This is a genomic window from Azospirillum sp. A23 (assembly GCF_042938965.1).
GTDB lineage: Bacteria > Pseudomonadota > Alphaproteobacteria > Azospirillales > Azospirillaceae > Azospirillum > Azospirillum melinis.
In genome coordinates this window covers 141,108-154,637 of sequence record NZ_CP170667.1, presented here as the reverse complement: position 1 = coordinate 154,637, position 13,530 = coordinate 141,108, and the positions used below count along the sequence as shown (strand labels likewise).

Genomic DNA, 13,530 nt, shown 5'->3' with positions numbered 1-13,530 from the left:
GCAATCGCCGGGCCCTTGGTGCGTTTGCACCGGGCATCGGATAAAACGCCGGTTCGGTGCATGGTTGCGGAACTCCATCCGGTCGCATGGAAATGCCGCCGCGCTGCGGATGGTACGACGGCATCTACAGTTGCCGGGACCAGCTACTTCAGCCAGCGATCAAACACGGCCTGATACTGGCCGGTGGCGACGGTTTGGTGCAGCCACTGGTCGACCCACAGCTTCAGCACGATGTCGCGCGGCAGCAGGAAGGCCTTCTCCGAGAAGTCGAAGGGCTGGTCCGGATGGACGGCGCACAGTTCGGGATGCAGCTTCTGCTGTAGCCGCGTCTCCACCGCGTCGGTGATCATCAGGTCGGCCTTGCCGGCGACGATCTGGTCGAAGATGGTGACGTTGTCCGGATGGACCTCGATCTGCGCCGTGCGGATGTTGGCGCGGGCGAATTTCTCGTTGGTGCCGCCGGGGTTGACGATCAGGCGGACGCCGGGCTTGTCGATGTCGGCGACGGTCTGGAAGCGGTCCTTGTTCTCGCAGCGGGTGATCGGCGTCTTGCCGTCGCGCATCAGCGGATCGGAGAACAGCGCCTTCTTCTGCCGCTCCAGCGTGACGGAGACGCCGCCGACCGCGATGTCGTACTTGTCCGCCAGCAGATCGGGCAGCAGGTTGCTCCAGCTGGTCTTCACGAACTCCACCTTCGCGCCCAGCGCCTTGCCCATCGCTTCGGCGAGGTCGATGTCCATGCCCTCGAACTTCTGGGTCTGCGGGTTCAGGTAGGTGAAGGGCTTGTAGTCGCCGGTGGTGCCGACGCGCAGGATACCGGCCGACAGAACGGCATCCAGGCGCGAACTTTCGGCCGGCTGTGAAGCGGCCGATGCCGACGGAGCGGTCTGCGCCAACGCACCGGCGGACGACAGGGCAGTGACGGCACAGACCAGCACCGCGCCGACGGCTGCGGCAAGGCTCCGGCCGCTGCGGCGCAGGGTATGGACAGGCATGAAGATCCTCCCGATGCTTTGTTTGCCGACCGGATGGTACGGTGCAGGGAGGATTGTGGCGAGAGGCTGCGGTCCGGACGGAGGAAGTTCAGATATGCAGCCGCCGAAGAGGTGGGGCAGCCCCAAAAGCAACCTCAAAACGGCGAAGGCCGCGAACCCGTTCCGGTTCGCGGCCTTCAAAATGGTGGGCGGTACTGGGATTGAACCAGTGACCCCTACGATGTCAACGTAGTGCTCTCCCGCTGAGCTAACCGCCCACTGTAGCGACCGGCGGAGAAGCGCTTGGCGTCTTTCCGTCCGGCGTGGGCGGGTGTATACCGACCTCCTTGCCGACACGCAAGCCCTTTCGCACCGCCCATCCGCTTTTTTTTATCCGCTGGCGGCAGGGCGGTGGCCAACCCCATCACAGGTCCCATCGCAGATGGTCCCGTGACAGAGGTTCCGTGACACCGGGGCCAGCGTCCATTACATCATTCGATCATGGACGCCTCCTTCGACGCGCAACGCGGCGCTGGTGCCGGTGCCGACCCGGCCGCCAACGCTCCGCTGCCCAACGCCCCGGCCTTCGAAATTCTGGCCCCGCAGAGCCAGAGGCTGCCGCTCGTGCTGGCGTCGCCGCACAGCGGCAACGCGTATTCCGCAGAGTTCCTCGCCTCATCCCGCCTGGATGCCCGAGCGCTGCGCAAGTCGGAGGATTGTTTCGTCGACGAGATCTTCGCCTTCGCCCCCGGCTTCGGAGTCCCGCTGATCCGCGCCCTGTTCCCGCGCGCCTATCTGGACGTCAACCGCGAGGCTTACGAGCTGGACCCGGAGATGTTCGCCGATCCTCTGCCGGCCTATGTCAACACCCGCTCTCCCCGGGTGGCGGCCGGGCTAGGCACCATTGCCCGCGTGGTCGCCAACGGCGAGGACATCTACAAGGGTAAGCTGCGCTTCGCCGAGGCGCTGGACCGCGTCAGCCGCTGCTACACCCCCTATCACAACGCGCTGCGCCAGCTGGTGGATGGCACCCGCGACGCCTTCGGCCATGTCCTGCTGATCGACTGCCATTCCATGCCGTCGGGCAGCGTCACCACCGGTGGGCGGGGAAGCGGGCGCGGCGGCACCCACCCCGACATCGTGCTGGGCGACTGTTTCGGCAACGCCTGCGCCCCGGCGGTGATCGACGCGGCGGAGGATTACCTGCGCGGGCTGGGCTATGCGGTCAGCCGCAACAATCCCTATGCCGGCGGCTATACCACCCGCCATTACGGCCGGCCGCGCCAGGGCATCCACACGCTTCAGATCGAAATCGCCCGCGACCTCTACATGGACGAGGCGGCGCTGACCCGCCTGCCCTATCTGGGCACCCTGGCCCGCCACATGACCGAACTGGTCGACACGCTGGGCCTGCTGCCGCCCGACGGGCTTGGTCCACGCTGACCCTCCGGTCCCATCAAACCGACCGTCAGGCCAAAAAAAGGGCCGCGGGCGGACCCGCGGCCTTTAGTCTAGGGAGGAAACGCCCAAGAAGTGCGTTACGCCAACGTCCACGCCGAGGCACGACCGTTGCCGCACTGCACAATATGAGCGCGTGGCTTCCCAGCTTCAAGCCCAAAAAAGAATTTCTCATTCATTACATCACGTTAATCGCGACAGGAGATACCGCGAACCGGATAGGGCCCCACAGATTTTGCCGCACTGCAGCATAACCTTTCGTGAAACAGCCTGCCCTAAAGGACAAAGGGTGTCGTACCTTCGGACCGCTATCGTGAGCGTGACGGCGGGGGTTCGGAACCAAGGCCGCCCTTTGTCGTTTCGCAGTGGTCCAATACCGGGTGTCCGCCACGGCGGCCCTGAAGGTGCGGACTGCGGAACGCCCTGCCGGCGGCCAATAAGGAGAAGAAGATCGTGAGCAGGCTCGTCGTCGTATCCAACCGGGTCGCCCTTATGGAAGAGGGCAAGCAGGCCGCAGGCGGTCTCGCCGTCGCCATCCTGGCAGCCTTGAAGAAGACCGGGGGCATCTGGTTCGGATGGAGCGGAACGGTCGTCGACGGCGAGTCCCAGGCGGAGCCGACCAAGACGGAGGCCGGCAAGCTGACCTACGCCACGCTGGATCTGGGCCGCCGCGATCATGAGGAATATTACAACGGTTTCGCCAACCAGACCCTATGGCCGCTGTTCCACTACCGCCTTGGTCTGATCTCGGTAAACCGGCGCACACGCGAGGGCTATTCCAGGGTCAACGCCTATTTCGCCGACAAGCTGGAGCCGCTCCTTCGCCCGGACGACATGGTCTGGGTCCACGACTATCACCTGATCCCCTTCGGCGACGAGTTGCGCCGCCGCGGCTGCTCGCAGCGCATGGGCTTCTTCCTGCACACGCCCTTCCCGCCGCCGGAACTGCTGACCGCCCTGCCCAACCACCGCGACCTGATCCGCGAACTATGCGCCTACGATCTGGTCGGCTTCCACACCGCCACCGACCTGCGCGGCTTCTGCGACTACATCCGAACCGAGACCGACGGCACGGTGGAGCAGCGCGGCGCCTACGGCACGGCGATGATCCGCGCCTTCGGCCGCACCCTGATGGCGAAGGTGTTCCCCATCAGCATCGACACTCCGGCGCTGGAAAGCCTGGCCCGCACCGCCGGCCGCTCGCGCCAGGCCGAACGGCTGCGCGAAAGCCTGGTGGGGCGCCGGCTGATCATCGGCGTCGACCGGCTCGATTATTCCAAGGGCCTGCCGCAGCGCTTCGCCGCCTTCGAACAGCTCCTGGAGAGCTACCCGGAACATTGTAACCGGGTCTCCTTCCTTCAGGTCGCCCCGCCAAGCCGGGAGGATGTGCCGGAATACATCGCCATCCGCCGCGAGCTGTCGGAAATGGCCGGCCGCATCAATGGCCGCTTCGCCGAGTTCGACTGGCAACCGATCCGCTATCTGAACCGCAGCTTCGGCCAGCGCGTTCTGGCCGGTTTCTACCGGTTGGCCAATGTCGGGCTGGTGACGCCGCTGCGCGACGGCATGAATCTCGTCGCGAAGGAGTATGTCGCCTGCCAGGACGCCGACAATCCGGGCGTGCTGGTGCTGTCCCAGTTCGCCGGTGCCGCCCACGAGATGGGCGAGGCGCTGATCGTCAACCCGTTCGACATCGAGGGCGTCGGCGATGCGCTGCAACGGGCCCTGACCATGCCGTTGGGCGAGCGCAAGGAACGCCACGCCGCCCTGATGCAGACCCTGCGCCGACAGGACATCAACTGGTGGCGCGAAAGCTATGTAGACGCATTGACCCGGGCACCGTATGACTTTCCGGTCACCTGAGCATCCGCTCGGCCCACCAACACCGCAGATCCGGATCCATGGCCGCCGACCTCTCCCCCGCCATTCCCGGCACCGCCGGTAACTCTACTCCCACTCCGGCCCCCATTCTGGTCGCCGACATCGGCGGCACCAATGCCCGCTTCGGCCTGATCGACGGCCGTATCGTCCGCGACACCCGCGTGCTGCGCTGTGCCGATTACGCCTCGATCGAGGATGCGGCCACCGCTTACCTGACGGCAGTCGGGCTGGCGGCGGTCGGTACCCCCGGCCGGCCGCGGCGCGGCGCCTTCGCGGTGGCCGGACCGGTCACCGGCGACCGCATCGCCATGACCAACCTGGTCTGGCAGTTCTCCGTCAACCGGGTGCGGGACGCGCTGGGGCTGGACGGGCTGGTCGTCATCAATGACTTCACTGCCGTCGCCCTGTCGGTGCCGCGTCTGGCCGAAGAGGACCGTCGCCAGATCGGCGAGGGCGCGCCGCAGGCGGGTGCCGTCGTCGGCGTGCTGGGGCCGGGCAGCGGGCTAGGCGTATCCGGTCTGGTGCCGGGCGCCAACAACCGCTGGACCGCCCTGTCGGGCGAGGGCGGCCATGTGACCATGGCGCCGATCAGCGACCGCGAGAGCGCCGCGCTCGGCCAGCTGCGCAAGAGCTTCGAGCATGTCTCGGCCGAGCGGGTGCTGTCCGGTCCCGGCCTCGTCAACCTCTACGGCGCGCTGTCGATCCTGGACGGGCGGGAACCGGCCGCCCTCACGCCTGCGCAGGTGGCCGACAACGCCCTGAACGGCAGCGAGGCCCATTGCATAGAGGCGGTGGAGATGTTCTGCGCCATGCTGGGCACCGTCGCCGGCAACCTCGCTTTGACGCTCGGCGCGCGCGGCGGCATCTACATCGCCGGCGGCATCGTGCCGAAGCTGGGCACGCTGTTCACCCACTCCCGCTTCCGCAAGCGATTCATGGAGAAGGGCCGGATGCGCGACTTCCTGGCGCCGATCCCCACCTACGTCATCACCCACGAACTGCCCGCCTTCCTGGGCCTCGCCGAGGCCGCCGGGGCGGAGTAACTCTGAAACAGCGGGGAGCCGCCCTGGGACGCTATGCCGGGAAGCCACTGGAGGGGTGCGGCCGATTGCGCATCCCATCGGTGGTTCCCCCTATTGCCCGACTTGTCGCTTGAACCGGCGGGTTGGCCTCCACATGGTTGTTCCCCTCTCTTTCGGATTTGCATCGGAACACCATGCCTGCCGACCTTCGTGTCCGTTTTCTGCACCCGTCGGGCGCCATCGGCCCCGGCAAGATCGCCCTGCTGGAAGCCATCGACCGCACCGGCTCGATCTCCGCCGCCGCGCGGTCGCTGGACATGACCTTCCGCCGCGCCTGGTTCCTGGTGGAGACGATGAACACCGCCTTCCGCGAACCGGTGATCCGCACAAGCGTCGGCGGGCGTGAGGGCGGCGGTGCCGGCCTGACCCCGCTGGGCCAGGAGGTGGTGGCCCGCTACCGCCAGACCCAGGAAGAGGCGCGCAAGGCCGCCGAGCCGCATCTGCGCTGGCTGGACGAGGTGCTGAAGGAGACGGAGATTGAGAGCGGAGTACAGGCTATAGATTCGAATACCGACGGCACGACATAGGCCCCGCCCCGATTCAGGTGACCATCGCCGCAAAGGGCAGCAGCCTTATGAATGAAGGGATTTCTTGAGAAAAAGACTGCACGAACCATTATAGAAAATTGCGAACCCGAAGCATAATTTTGAAAAGCAGAATAATGGAAAAATCCGTCAACATTTCATATCTTCCACGGCTTGACCATCTCCGTGCATTTGCAGCTCTTATCGTTTTATACTACCACTCGTTTCAGATCCTCCCCCAATCGGCGGGTGGAAACCTGATCGAAGGTTGGGTCCACACGAGAAATCCGTTGCTGGCGATGGTGGTGGAAGGACACACCGGCGTGGCGCTGTTCATGGTTTTATCCGGGTTCATCTTCACATGGGGCGCAAACGGCCGTGAAGTCGCTTATTTCGGCTTCCTGCGGAACCGTCTGCTGCGAATCTATCCTCTTTATGCCTGGCTTCTCCTTGTCGGTATCGCCATGACGCCGGATGCCGTCGATCCGGCCAAAATTCTAGAGATGGCGGTTCCATTCCTGAATGCCGGGAACAAGGCGACCTACGGGGTGGCAACCAGCCTGTTCTGGACGGTCGCCGTCGAGTTCCAGTTTTATCTGATCTTCCCCTTCCTGCTGTCGATCCTGAACAGGCAGGGATGCCGACAACTGGCGTTGATGATCCTGTGCGCATTCGTCTATCGGCTCATCGCCGACCAGTTCGGCGCGAATTCCCGCGCAATCGCCTATTGGACGATCGTCGGACGCATCGATCAGTTCCTGATCGGCATGATCGCGGCCGTGGCGCTGCGCCGCTGCAACGATACTCCACAGGGCGCCTTGTGGCTCGGCCGGGCCTTCCTGCCCGCAATCCTTCTGATGCTGACCATGATCACGGTTTTCCATCGGGCCGGAGGTTATCCGGTGATCGCCACCTGGAAGACAATCTGGCCCACCGTCGAGGCGGCCGGCTGGGCACTCGTCATTGTGACCTATCTGTCCGTCCGCATTTCCGGTTCCCCCGCCCTGTCGCGGATGACGGCTTATATCGGCTCGATCTCCTATTCCATCTATCTGACCAACTTCATCGTCATCACGCAGATCGGGAAATACGGAGACATTCTTAAGCTGATGCCGAATCCGCACATCAATGCGCTGCTGGTCTGCACGGCCGTGGTTCTGCCGGCGTCGATCGCTCTTTCCACCCTGACCTATTTCGCCATCGAACAACCGTTCATGAAGATGCGCCGGAAATATATGGTCGAACCGCAACGGCCATTGCGCATGGCCGCCTGATCCCGCCGTCCGCCCGACATGCCGATTTCGCGGCGCAACGTCCGCTTTTTCTTCCATGCGCGCCGTGCAGCCCTGGGCAACCGGAAGTCCGATGGTGCGGCGGGATAAGGCACCGTACATATGGCTCTGTTGCAGCTCGGCGCCAGCGTGACCGTACGGCAACAACCCGTTTTTCCCGACCTCATCCGGCATCCGGACGGGCCGCAGCCGCGGCGCCGCACCGCCGTGCCTTTGCCCGAGCCGATCCCCCCGCCATGCTGTCCCTCCCCCTGCCCGTCACGGCCGCCGACGTCTTCGGTGCCGCCGCCTTCGCCGGTTCGTGCCTGTGGCCGCTGATGAAGAAGCGCCGTGCCCTGCTGGCCGGGCAGGCCGCCACCAACCTGATGTTCATCACCCACTATGTGCTGCTGGGGGCGCACACCGCCGCGGCGCTTTGCCTGCTGGTGGTGGCGCAGGCGCTGGCGGCGCTGCCGGAAGGGCGCAGCCGCTGGCAGACCGCGATCTTCGCGGCAACGGTGCCGGGCATCGCCGCCATCGCGCTGTTCACCTGGTCCGGCCTGCCCTCGGCGTTGTCCAGCCTGGGCATCACCTTCTCCACGCTGGCCCGCTGGCAGTCGGACGCGGTGCGCATGCGCATTCTCCTGCTGGTGGCCGGCGGTTTCTGGGTCAGCCACAACGCGCTGGTGATGTCGCCCTTCGCCATGGCGTCGGACGCCTTCTGTGCCGCCGCCAACCTGCTGCGCCTGCGCGGCGCGCTGCGCAAGGACGAGGCTCCGGCAGCGGTGCCCGCCGCAAATGCCAATGCGCTGCCCTCGGGCGCTGCCGCCGCCTGAACCGGCTTCACTGGAACGGGCTAACGCCTCCGGACGGGTTCTCCCTGTCCGGAGGCGGTCGAATTGGGCACTGGCGCACCGGCAGCGTCGCGCCTAAAAGAGGCCTCGTGCACCGCAACGGCAGCGACGAAGGACGGCCCAATTCATGCTGAAGCGTCTTTACGACTGGACCATGGCAAAGGCCGCGTCGAAGGATTCGACCGCCTGGCTGGCCGGGGTGTCCTTTGCCGAAAGCTCCTTCTTCCCGCTGCCGCCGGACCTGCTGCTGGTGCCGATGGTCATCGCCAACCGCAAGGCGGCGTGGAAGCTGGCGACGATCTGCACGCTGGCCTCGGTGGTCGGCGGCATCGCCGGCTATATGATCGGCTATTTCCTCTACGAGACGATCGGCCGCTGGGTGATCGAGTTCTATCACCTGACCGACAAGTTCGAGCAGCTGCGCCACACCTTCGTCGAGTACGGGGCAGAAATCCTGATCATCAAGGGTATGACGCCGATCCCCTACAAGCTGCTGACCATCACAGCCGGCGTGGCGCATCTGCCGCTGTGGGTGTTCATCGGCGCCTCGATCATCTCGCGGTCGATCCGCTTCTATCTGGTCGCGGCTCTGCTGTATTTCTTCGGTCCGCCGATCCGCGCCTTCATCGAAAAGCGGCTGACCCTCGTCACCAGCGTGTTCGCGGTGGCGCTGATCGGCGGCTTCCTGGTGGTGAAGCTGCTGTAAGCCGCCACCTTCTTCCAGACAGACAGGACCTCCATGCCTCCGCGCGGGCGCCCGCCCCATCCCAGCCGCGCCCGTTCCCGGACCGCCGCCCCCGCCATCCCGTCCGCACCGTCAGCCCCGGAACCGACCGAATCGCGCAAGCTGTTCCGCGTGGCCGGGCTGGCCGCCGTCTCCGCCCTGTTCACCCATGAGCCGGAGCGGGTGGAGCGCCTGTTCTTCGACGAGCGGCTGAAACCGGCGGTCGGCGCCTTCTGCAAGGCGATGGCGGCCGCCCGCAAGCCCTACCGCATGGTGGAGGCGGAGGAGCTGGCGAAAGTCGCCGGCACGGTTCTGCACGGCGGCGTGGTGGCGCTGATGGCGCCGCGGACTCTGCCGCTGTTCGACACCGAGGCCGCGCGCCGGGCGACGGAGCCGCTGCTGATCCTGGACGGGGTCGGCAACCCGCACAATCTGGGCGCCATCCTGCGCACCGCCGCCTTCTTCGGCCTGCCCCGCGTCCTGATCTCCGACCATCCCGGCCAGGCATTGCCGTCAGAGGCAGCCTATCGCGTGGCGGAGGGCGGGTTCGAGTGGGTGGCGCTGGAGCGCGCCCCCGCCCTGCCGGCCGTGCTGAAGCGGCTGCGCGCCAGCCACCGGGTGTTCGGAACAGCACTGGACCAGACCCGGCCGGCCGTCGATGCCGGCGCCCTGACGGGATGGCGCGGCAAGCAGGGGGCGAAGCCGCCGGCGGTCGTGCTGGGCAACGAGGAGGACGGCATCCCGCCGGCTACGCTGGCAGCCTGCGAGGCGGTGCTGACCATCCCCGGCAGCGGCCGCGTCCAGTCGCTGAACGTCGCCGCCACCGCCGCCATCCTCATCCACGCGCTGGCCGCCGGGTAAGGGCTGCCTTCAGCCGAGCGCCGCGATCAGCACCACCGCCACCAGGGCGACGGACGCCAGCGGCAGCAGCTCGACGCCGTTGCGCGCCCAACTGGGGACGGCATTGTGGTGGCCCACATGGCCGTTCGCGATGTCGTCGGCCCAGCCATGGCGCGAGGGCACCGCGCCGGGGGCCGACACTGCAGGAGCGGCCGGGTTCGCCATGTCGACGACGCCGTCGCCACGATGATAGTCGCCGGTCTGCCGGGCCAGCGCCGGATTGGGCCGACCCTGCATCAGGCGGGAATCGTCCAGCTCGACCTCGACCCCGGCCGCCTCGACCCGCTCGATCACCGCGGCGGTTTCCTCCGGCGTCATCGTGTCGACGGGCAGGATGCCACCCAGCGCCTCGGCGCTCAGCCGGTTGCCGTTGCGGCGGCCATGGTCGATCAGGGATTGGATCAGGCGCTCGTCGGTGGTGCTGGCCATGATGGCTCTCCTTCTTAAAGATCCTCGCGCGATACAGGGTCAAACGCGCGAACCCCTCGGAAGGTTCACCGACTTGCCGCGGCCCGGCCTCGACCCGACATAAGAGGTTCCTCCAACGGATCGTCATGATGGGAGACCCGACCATGCTGGGGCATTTTCTGCGCAAGCCGGCGACGCTGCCGACGCCGGAGGAGGCGCTGCCCGGCCGCAGCCAACCGATCCCGGTTCCCGAGCAGCACCATGTCAACGGCCATCGCCTGACCGGCCCCTATCCGCCGGGGCTGGAGGTCATCGACCTCGGGCTCGGCTGCTTCTGGGGGGCGGAGCGCAAATTCTGGCAGGTTCCCGGCATCTGGGTGACCGCCGTCGGCTATCAGGGCGGCCACACCCCCAACCCGACCTATGAGGAGGTCTGCTCCGGCCGTACCGGCCATACCGAGGCGGTGCGCGTCGTCTACGACCCGGCGATGGTGAAGGCGGAGGATCTGCTGCGCGTCTTCTGGGAGTCGCACGATCCGACCCAGGGCATGCGCCAGGGCAACGACGTCGGCACCCAGTACCGCTCGGCCGTCTACACCCACAGCCCCGCCCAGAAGGCGGCGGCGGAAGCGACGCTGGCAGCCTATCAGGAGCGGCTGGCCCAGGCCGGCTACGGCCCGATCACCACCGAGATCCGCGAGGCTCCGCCCTTCTACTTCGCGGAAGGCTACCACCAGCAGTATCTCGCCAAGAATCCCAACGGCTACTGCGGCTTGGGCGGCACCGGCGTCACCTGTGCCGCGTGACGAAGGGCCGGTGACATCCGGATTGCGGCGCCCCTGCCGGGCTTAGCCCTTGCGGTTGCGCCACACCGGCCCTTGCGGGTATGGTTCGGGCGGCTCTTGAAAGCTCCAGCGGTGTCAGACCGAGGGAGCGCCGCCCGTCCAGCTGCGATTGTCATGACCAAGGAAAGAACCGAGCTGGCGACGCCGTATCTCAGCGGCCTGCTCGAATTCTGGCTCACCAAATCCGTCGCCGGCCGGCCGCCGGTCCCCAGCAGCATCGCCCCGGCCGACCTGCGGCCGTGGAAGGACAACATCGCCGTCTTCGAGGTGATCGGGGAGGAAGCCGGCACCTTCGTCTATTCCTATTACGGAAAGGCGCTGGCCACCGCTTTCGGCCAGTCGCGCCTGGGTGCGACGCTGGACGACCTGCCGCCGGAACAGCGGGCATTGCTTCAGCCGGAATACGAGACGGTGCGCCGCGAACGGCTGCCTGTCGCCCGTGTCCACACCGCGGTCTTCGGCGGGCGCACCCGCAGCTTCGAACGGCTGGTGCTGCCGATGTCGAGCGACGGGGTCAGCATCGACAAGCTGCTGGTCGCCGCCTACGAGATGACTCCGCGCGAGCTGGCGGCACGTCCTCCCCTGCAGTCCCTGGGGCCGGGCGGCTCCTCCTCCGGTCCAGTCCCCCTCACCGTTCAGAAGCCCGGAGCCTCGGCATGAGCCCGCGTATGCCGCATCTCGCCGCCCCGCCGACCCAGGCGGGCGTGGTGACCGCCGACGAGTTCAATCTGTGGTGCGCACTGAACGGCCGCCCGTTCAATCTCGTCCCCAACCCGCGCCCCGACGGCCGCGTGATGTGGGATGTCGAGGTTCTGCCCGGCACGCCGCGCGCCGGGACCGTCTACTCCACCAACCTGTCGGACGAGGCGCTGGCGGTGGTCGCCGGCTTCGCCTTCCTGTCGGGCGTCGAATGGGCCTATGAGGCGCGCGACCCGGCCGAGGCCGAGGCCCCCACAGCCCCGTGCGAAGCCGCCCCGGCGGCGGAGGCGGCAACCACCATCCCCGGCCCCGCCGCAGCCCCGGTGCTGCCCTGCGCGCCTGCCGCTCCGGCCGCGCCGGCGGAGTATCCCGCCGTCTATTCGCTGCCCACCGTCTCGCTGCTGCAGACCCCGCCGCCGCGCCCGGTGCAGCAGCATGACGAGTCGGTGCTGGCCCGCAACGCGCGGATGCTGGAAACCGTCCTGAAGAACTTCCGCGTCCGCGGCGAGATCATGGATGTCCGTCCCGGCCCGGTCGTCACCCTCTACGAGTTCGAGCCGGCGCCCGGCACCAAGTCGGCCACCGTCATCAACCTGACCGACGACATCGCCCGCTCGATGAGCGTGGTCACCGCCCGCATCGCCATCGTCCCCGGCCGCAGCGTCATCGGCGTCGAGCTGCCGAATCCGGTGCGCGAGATGGTCTACCTGCGCGAAAGCTTCGACCACGACGCCTTCCGCAACACCACGGCCCAGCTCGCCATCGCGCTCGGCAAGGACATCAGCGGCGAACCGGTGGTGGCCGACCTCGCCCGTATGCCGCATCTGCTGGTCGCCGGCACCACCGGCTCGGGCAAGTCGGTGGCGATCAACACGATGATCCTGTCGTTGCTCTACCGGCTGCCGCCGGAGCGCTGCCGCTTCATCATGGTCGATCCCAAGATGCTGGAGCTGTCGGTCTATGACGGCATCCCGCACCTGCTGACGCCGGTCGTCACCGATCCCAAGAAGGCGGTGGTCGCCCTGCGCTGGGCCGTGCGCGAGATGGAAAGCCGCTACGAAGCGATGTCCAAGCTCGGCGTGCGCAACATCGAGGGCTACAACGCCCGCATGGCCGAGATGATCGCCAATGGCGAGAAGATGCCGCGCCGTGCCCCGGCGCCGGGCGAGCCGGAGAACGTCTTCGACCTGACGCCGCAGGAACCGACGCCGCTGCCCTATATCGTCGTCATCGTCGACGAGATGGCCGACCTGATGCTGGTGGCCGGCAAGGAGATCGAGGCGGCGATCCAGCGTCTGGCCCAGATGGCGCGCGCCGCCGGCATCCACCTGATCATGGCGACCCAGCGTCCGTCGGTCGACGTCATCACCGGCACCATCAAGGCCAACTTCCCAACCCGCATCAGCTTCCAGGTCACCAGCAAGATCGACAGCCGCACCATCCTCGGCGAAGCCGGGGCCGAGCAGCTGCTGGGCCAAGGCGACATGCTGTACATGCAGGGCGGCGGCCGCATCACCCGCGTCCACGGTCCCTTCGTCTCCGATTCGGAGGTCGAGGAGATCGTCCAGTATGTGAAGGCCCAGGGCGCCCCCAACTACGTCACCGCCATCACCGAGGAGGAGGAGGAAGCCGCCGCGGTGGAGGATGAGGACGGCGGTTCGGTTGCGACCGGCGACGACCTCTACATGCAGGCCGTCAACCTCGTGGTTCGCGAGGGCAAGGTGTCGGTCAGCTTCATCCAGCGCCAGCTCCAGATCGGCTACAACCGCGCCGCCCGTCTGGTGGAGCGGATGGAGACCGAGCGCGTCGTCGGTCCCGCCAACCACCAGGGCAAGCGCGAAGTCCTGCTGTCCCACGCCGGCCTGTCGGCAAAGCGCGCCGGCGTGTGACCGACCCTCCACGCAAGCTCC

At 66.9% G+C, this 13,530-nt stretch carries 13 protein-coding genes and 1 tRNA gene; 11 read left to right on the top strand and 3 right to left on the bottom strand.

The features are described 5' to 3' along the window. Positions 1 to 143 precede the first annotated feature (143 nt). Both ABNQ40_RS18100 and ABNQ40_RS18095 read right to left on the bottom strand, forming a co-directional pair. Positions 144 to 995, bottom strand: coding sequence for a transporter substrate-binding domain-containing protein (locus tag ABNQ40_RS18100; protein ID WP_109051897.1), 852 nt, complete (start codon positions 993 to 995; stop codon positions 144 to 146). 182 nt (positions 996 to 1,177) lie between these two features. Then, positions 1,178 to 1,252 (bottom strand) — tRNA-Val (locus tag ABNQ40_RS18095). A gap of 223 nt (positions 1,253 to 1,475) precedes the next feature. Here ABNQ40_RS18095 and ABNQ40_RS18090 point away from each other — a divergent pair. From ABNQ40_RS18090 to ABNQ40_RS18055, 8 genes are all read left to right on the top strand, one after another. Continuing rightward, positions 1,476 to 2,417, top strand: coding sequence for an N-formylglutamate amidohydrolase (locus ABNQ40_RS18090; RefSeq protein WP_109050405.1), 942 nt, complete (start codon positions 1,476 to 1,478; stop codon positions 2,415 to 2,417). A gap of 468 nt (positions 2,418 to 2,885) precedes the next feature. After that, the gene (gene otsA, locus ABNQ40_RS18085; protein WP_098738939.1) at positions 2,886 to 4,295 is read left to right on the top strand and encodes an alpha,alpha-trehalose-phosphate synthase (UDP-forming); all 1,410 of its coding nucleotides are present in this window, start codon (positions 2,886 to 2,888) and stop codon (positions 4,293 to 4,295) included. Between the two features lie 38 nt (positions 4,296 to 4,333). Beyond that, complete coding sequence (locus tag ABNQ40_RS18080) at positions 4,334 to 5,356, top strand: glucokinase (RefSeq protein ID WP_109050406.1); 1,023 nt, start codon at positions 4,334 to 4,336, stop codon at positions 5,354 to 5,356. Between the two features lie 173 nt (positions 5,357 to 5,529). Continuing rightward, positions 5,530 to 5,922 carry a winged helix-turn-helix domain-containing protein gene (locus tag ABNQ40_RS18075; protein ID WP_109050407.1) on the top strand — a complete coding sequence of 131 codons (393 nt, stop codon included), beginning with the start codon at positions 5,530 to 5,532 and terminating at the stop codon, positions 5,920 to 5,922. 134 nt (positions 5,923 to 6,056) lie between these two features. Next, complete coding sequence (locus tag ABNQ40_RS18070) at positions 6,057 to 7,193, top strand: acyltransferase (RefSeq protein WP_109050408.1); 1,137 nt, start codon at positions 6,057 to 6,059, stop codon at positions 7,191 to 7,193. Positions 7,194 to 7,447: 254 nt separating this feature from the next. Then, positions 7,448 to 8,026: a YgjV family protein gene (locus ABNQ40_RS18065; protein WP_109050409.1), complete on the top strand. Its 579-nt coding sequence runs from the start codon at positions 7,448 to 7,450 to the stop codon at positions 8,024 to 8,026. Between the two features lie 145 nt (positions 8,027 to 8,171). Then, positions 8,172 to 8,750, top strand: coding sequence for a YqaA family protein (locus ABNQ40_RS18060; RefSeq protein WP_085090362.1), 579 nt, complete (start codon positions 8,172 to 8,174; stop codon positions 8,748 to 8,750). A 33-nt stretch (positions 8,751 to 8,783) separates the two neighbouring features. Then, positions 8,784 to 9,629, top strand: a complete 846-nt coding sequence (locus ABNQ40_RS18055) for an RNA methyltransferase (RefSeq protein WP_109050410.1) — start codon at positions 8,784 to 8,786, stop codon at positions 9,627 to 9,629. A 9-nt stretch (positions 9,630 to 9,638) separates the two neighbouring features. Here ABNQ40_RS18055 and ABNQ40_RS18050 read toward each other — a convergent pair whose 3' ends face one another. Then, positions 9,639 to 10,097 carry a hypothetical protein gene (locus ABNQ40_RS18050; RefSeq protein WP_109050411.1) on the bottom strand — a complete coding sequence of 153 codons (459 nt, stop codon included), beginning with the start codon at positions 10,095 to 10,097 and terminating at the stop codon, positions 9,639 to 9,641. Positions 10,098 to 10,240: 143 nt separating this feature from the next. On the opposite strand from ABNQ40_RS18050, the gene msrA reads away from it, so the two are divergent. From msrA to ABNQ40_RS18035, 3 genes are all read left to right on the top strand, one after another. Continuing rightward, complete coding sequence (msrA, locus tag ABNQ40_RS18045) at positions 10,241 to 10,882, top strand: peptide-methionine (S)-S-oxide reductase MsrA (RefSeq protein ID WP_109050412.1); 642 nt, start codon at positions 10,241 to 10,243, stop codon at positions 10,880 to 10,882. A 153-nt stretch (positions 10,883 to 11,035) separates the two neighbouring features. Then, positions 11,036 to 11,581 carry a PAS domain-containing protein gene (locus tag ABNQ40_RS18040; RefSeq protein ID WP_109050413.1) on the top strand — a complete coding sequence of 182 codons (546 nt, stop codon included), beginning with the start codon at positions 11,036 to 11,038 and terminating at the stop codon, positions 11,579 to 11,581. Further along, complete coding sequence (locus ABNQ40_RS18035; RefSeq protein ID WP_109050414.1) at positions 11,578 to 13,509, top strand: DNA translocase FtsK; 1,932 nt, start codon at positions 11,578 to 11,580, stop codon at positions 13,507 to 13,509. Before ABNQ40_RS18040 ends, ABNQ40_RS18035 begins: the two co-directional genes overlap by 4 nt. The last annotated feature ends 21 nt before the right edge of the window (positions 13,510 to 13,530 follow it).

Bases quoted from the DNA above. Each gene is read 5' to 3' on its own strand.
- ABNQ40_RS18035 (WP_109050414.1), top strand. From the start codon at position 11,578: ATGAGCCCGCGTATGCCGCATCTCGCCGCCCCGCCGACCCAGGCGGGC.
- ABNQ40_RS18055 (WP_109050410.1), top strand. From the start codon at position 8,784: ATGCCTCCGCGCGGGCGCCCGCCCCATCCCAGCCGCGCCCGTTCCCGG.
- ABNQ40_RS18100 (WP_109051897.1), bottom strand. From the start codon at position 995: ATGCCTGTCCATACCCTGCGCCGCAGCGGCCGGAGCCTTGCCGCAGCC.
- ABNQ40_RS18080 (WP_109050406.1), top strand. From the start codon at position 4,334: ATGGCCGCCGACCTCTCCCCCGCCATTCCCGGCACCGCCGGTAACTCT.
- ABNQ40_RS18070 (WP_109050408.1), top strand. From the start codon at position 6,057: ATGGAAAAATCCGTCAACATTTCATATCTTCCACGGCTTGACCATCTC.
- ABNQ40_RS18090 (WP_109050405.1), top strand. From the start codon at position 1,476: ATGGACGCCTCCTTCGACGCGCAACGCGGCGCTGGTGCCGGTGCCGAC.
- msrA (WP_109050412.1), top strand. From the start codon at position 10,241: ATGCTGGGGCATTTTCTGCGCAAGCCGGCGACGCTGCCGACGCCGGAG.
- ABNQ40_RS18065 (WP_109050409.1), top strand. From the start codon at position 7,448: ATGCTGTCCCTCCCCCTGCCCGTCACGGCCGCCGACGTCTTCGGTGCC.
- ABNQ40_RS18075 (WP_109050407.1), top strand. From the start codon at position 5,530: ATGCCTGCCGACCTTCGTGTCCGTTTTCTGCACCCGTCGGGCGCCATC.
- ABNQ40_RS18060 (WP_085090362.1), top strand. From the start codon at position 8,172: ATGCTGAAGCGTCTTTACGACTGGACCATGGCAAAGGCCGCGTCGAAG.
- ABNQ40_RS18040 (WP_109050413.1), top strand. From the start codon at position 11,036: ATGACCAAGGAAAGAACCGAGCTGGCGACGCCGTATCTCAGCGGCCTG.
- ABNQ40_RS18050 (WP_109050411.1), bottom strand. From the start codon at position 10,097: ATGGCCAGCACCACCGACGAGCGCCTGATCCAATCCCTGATCGACCAT.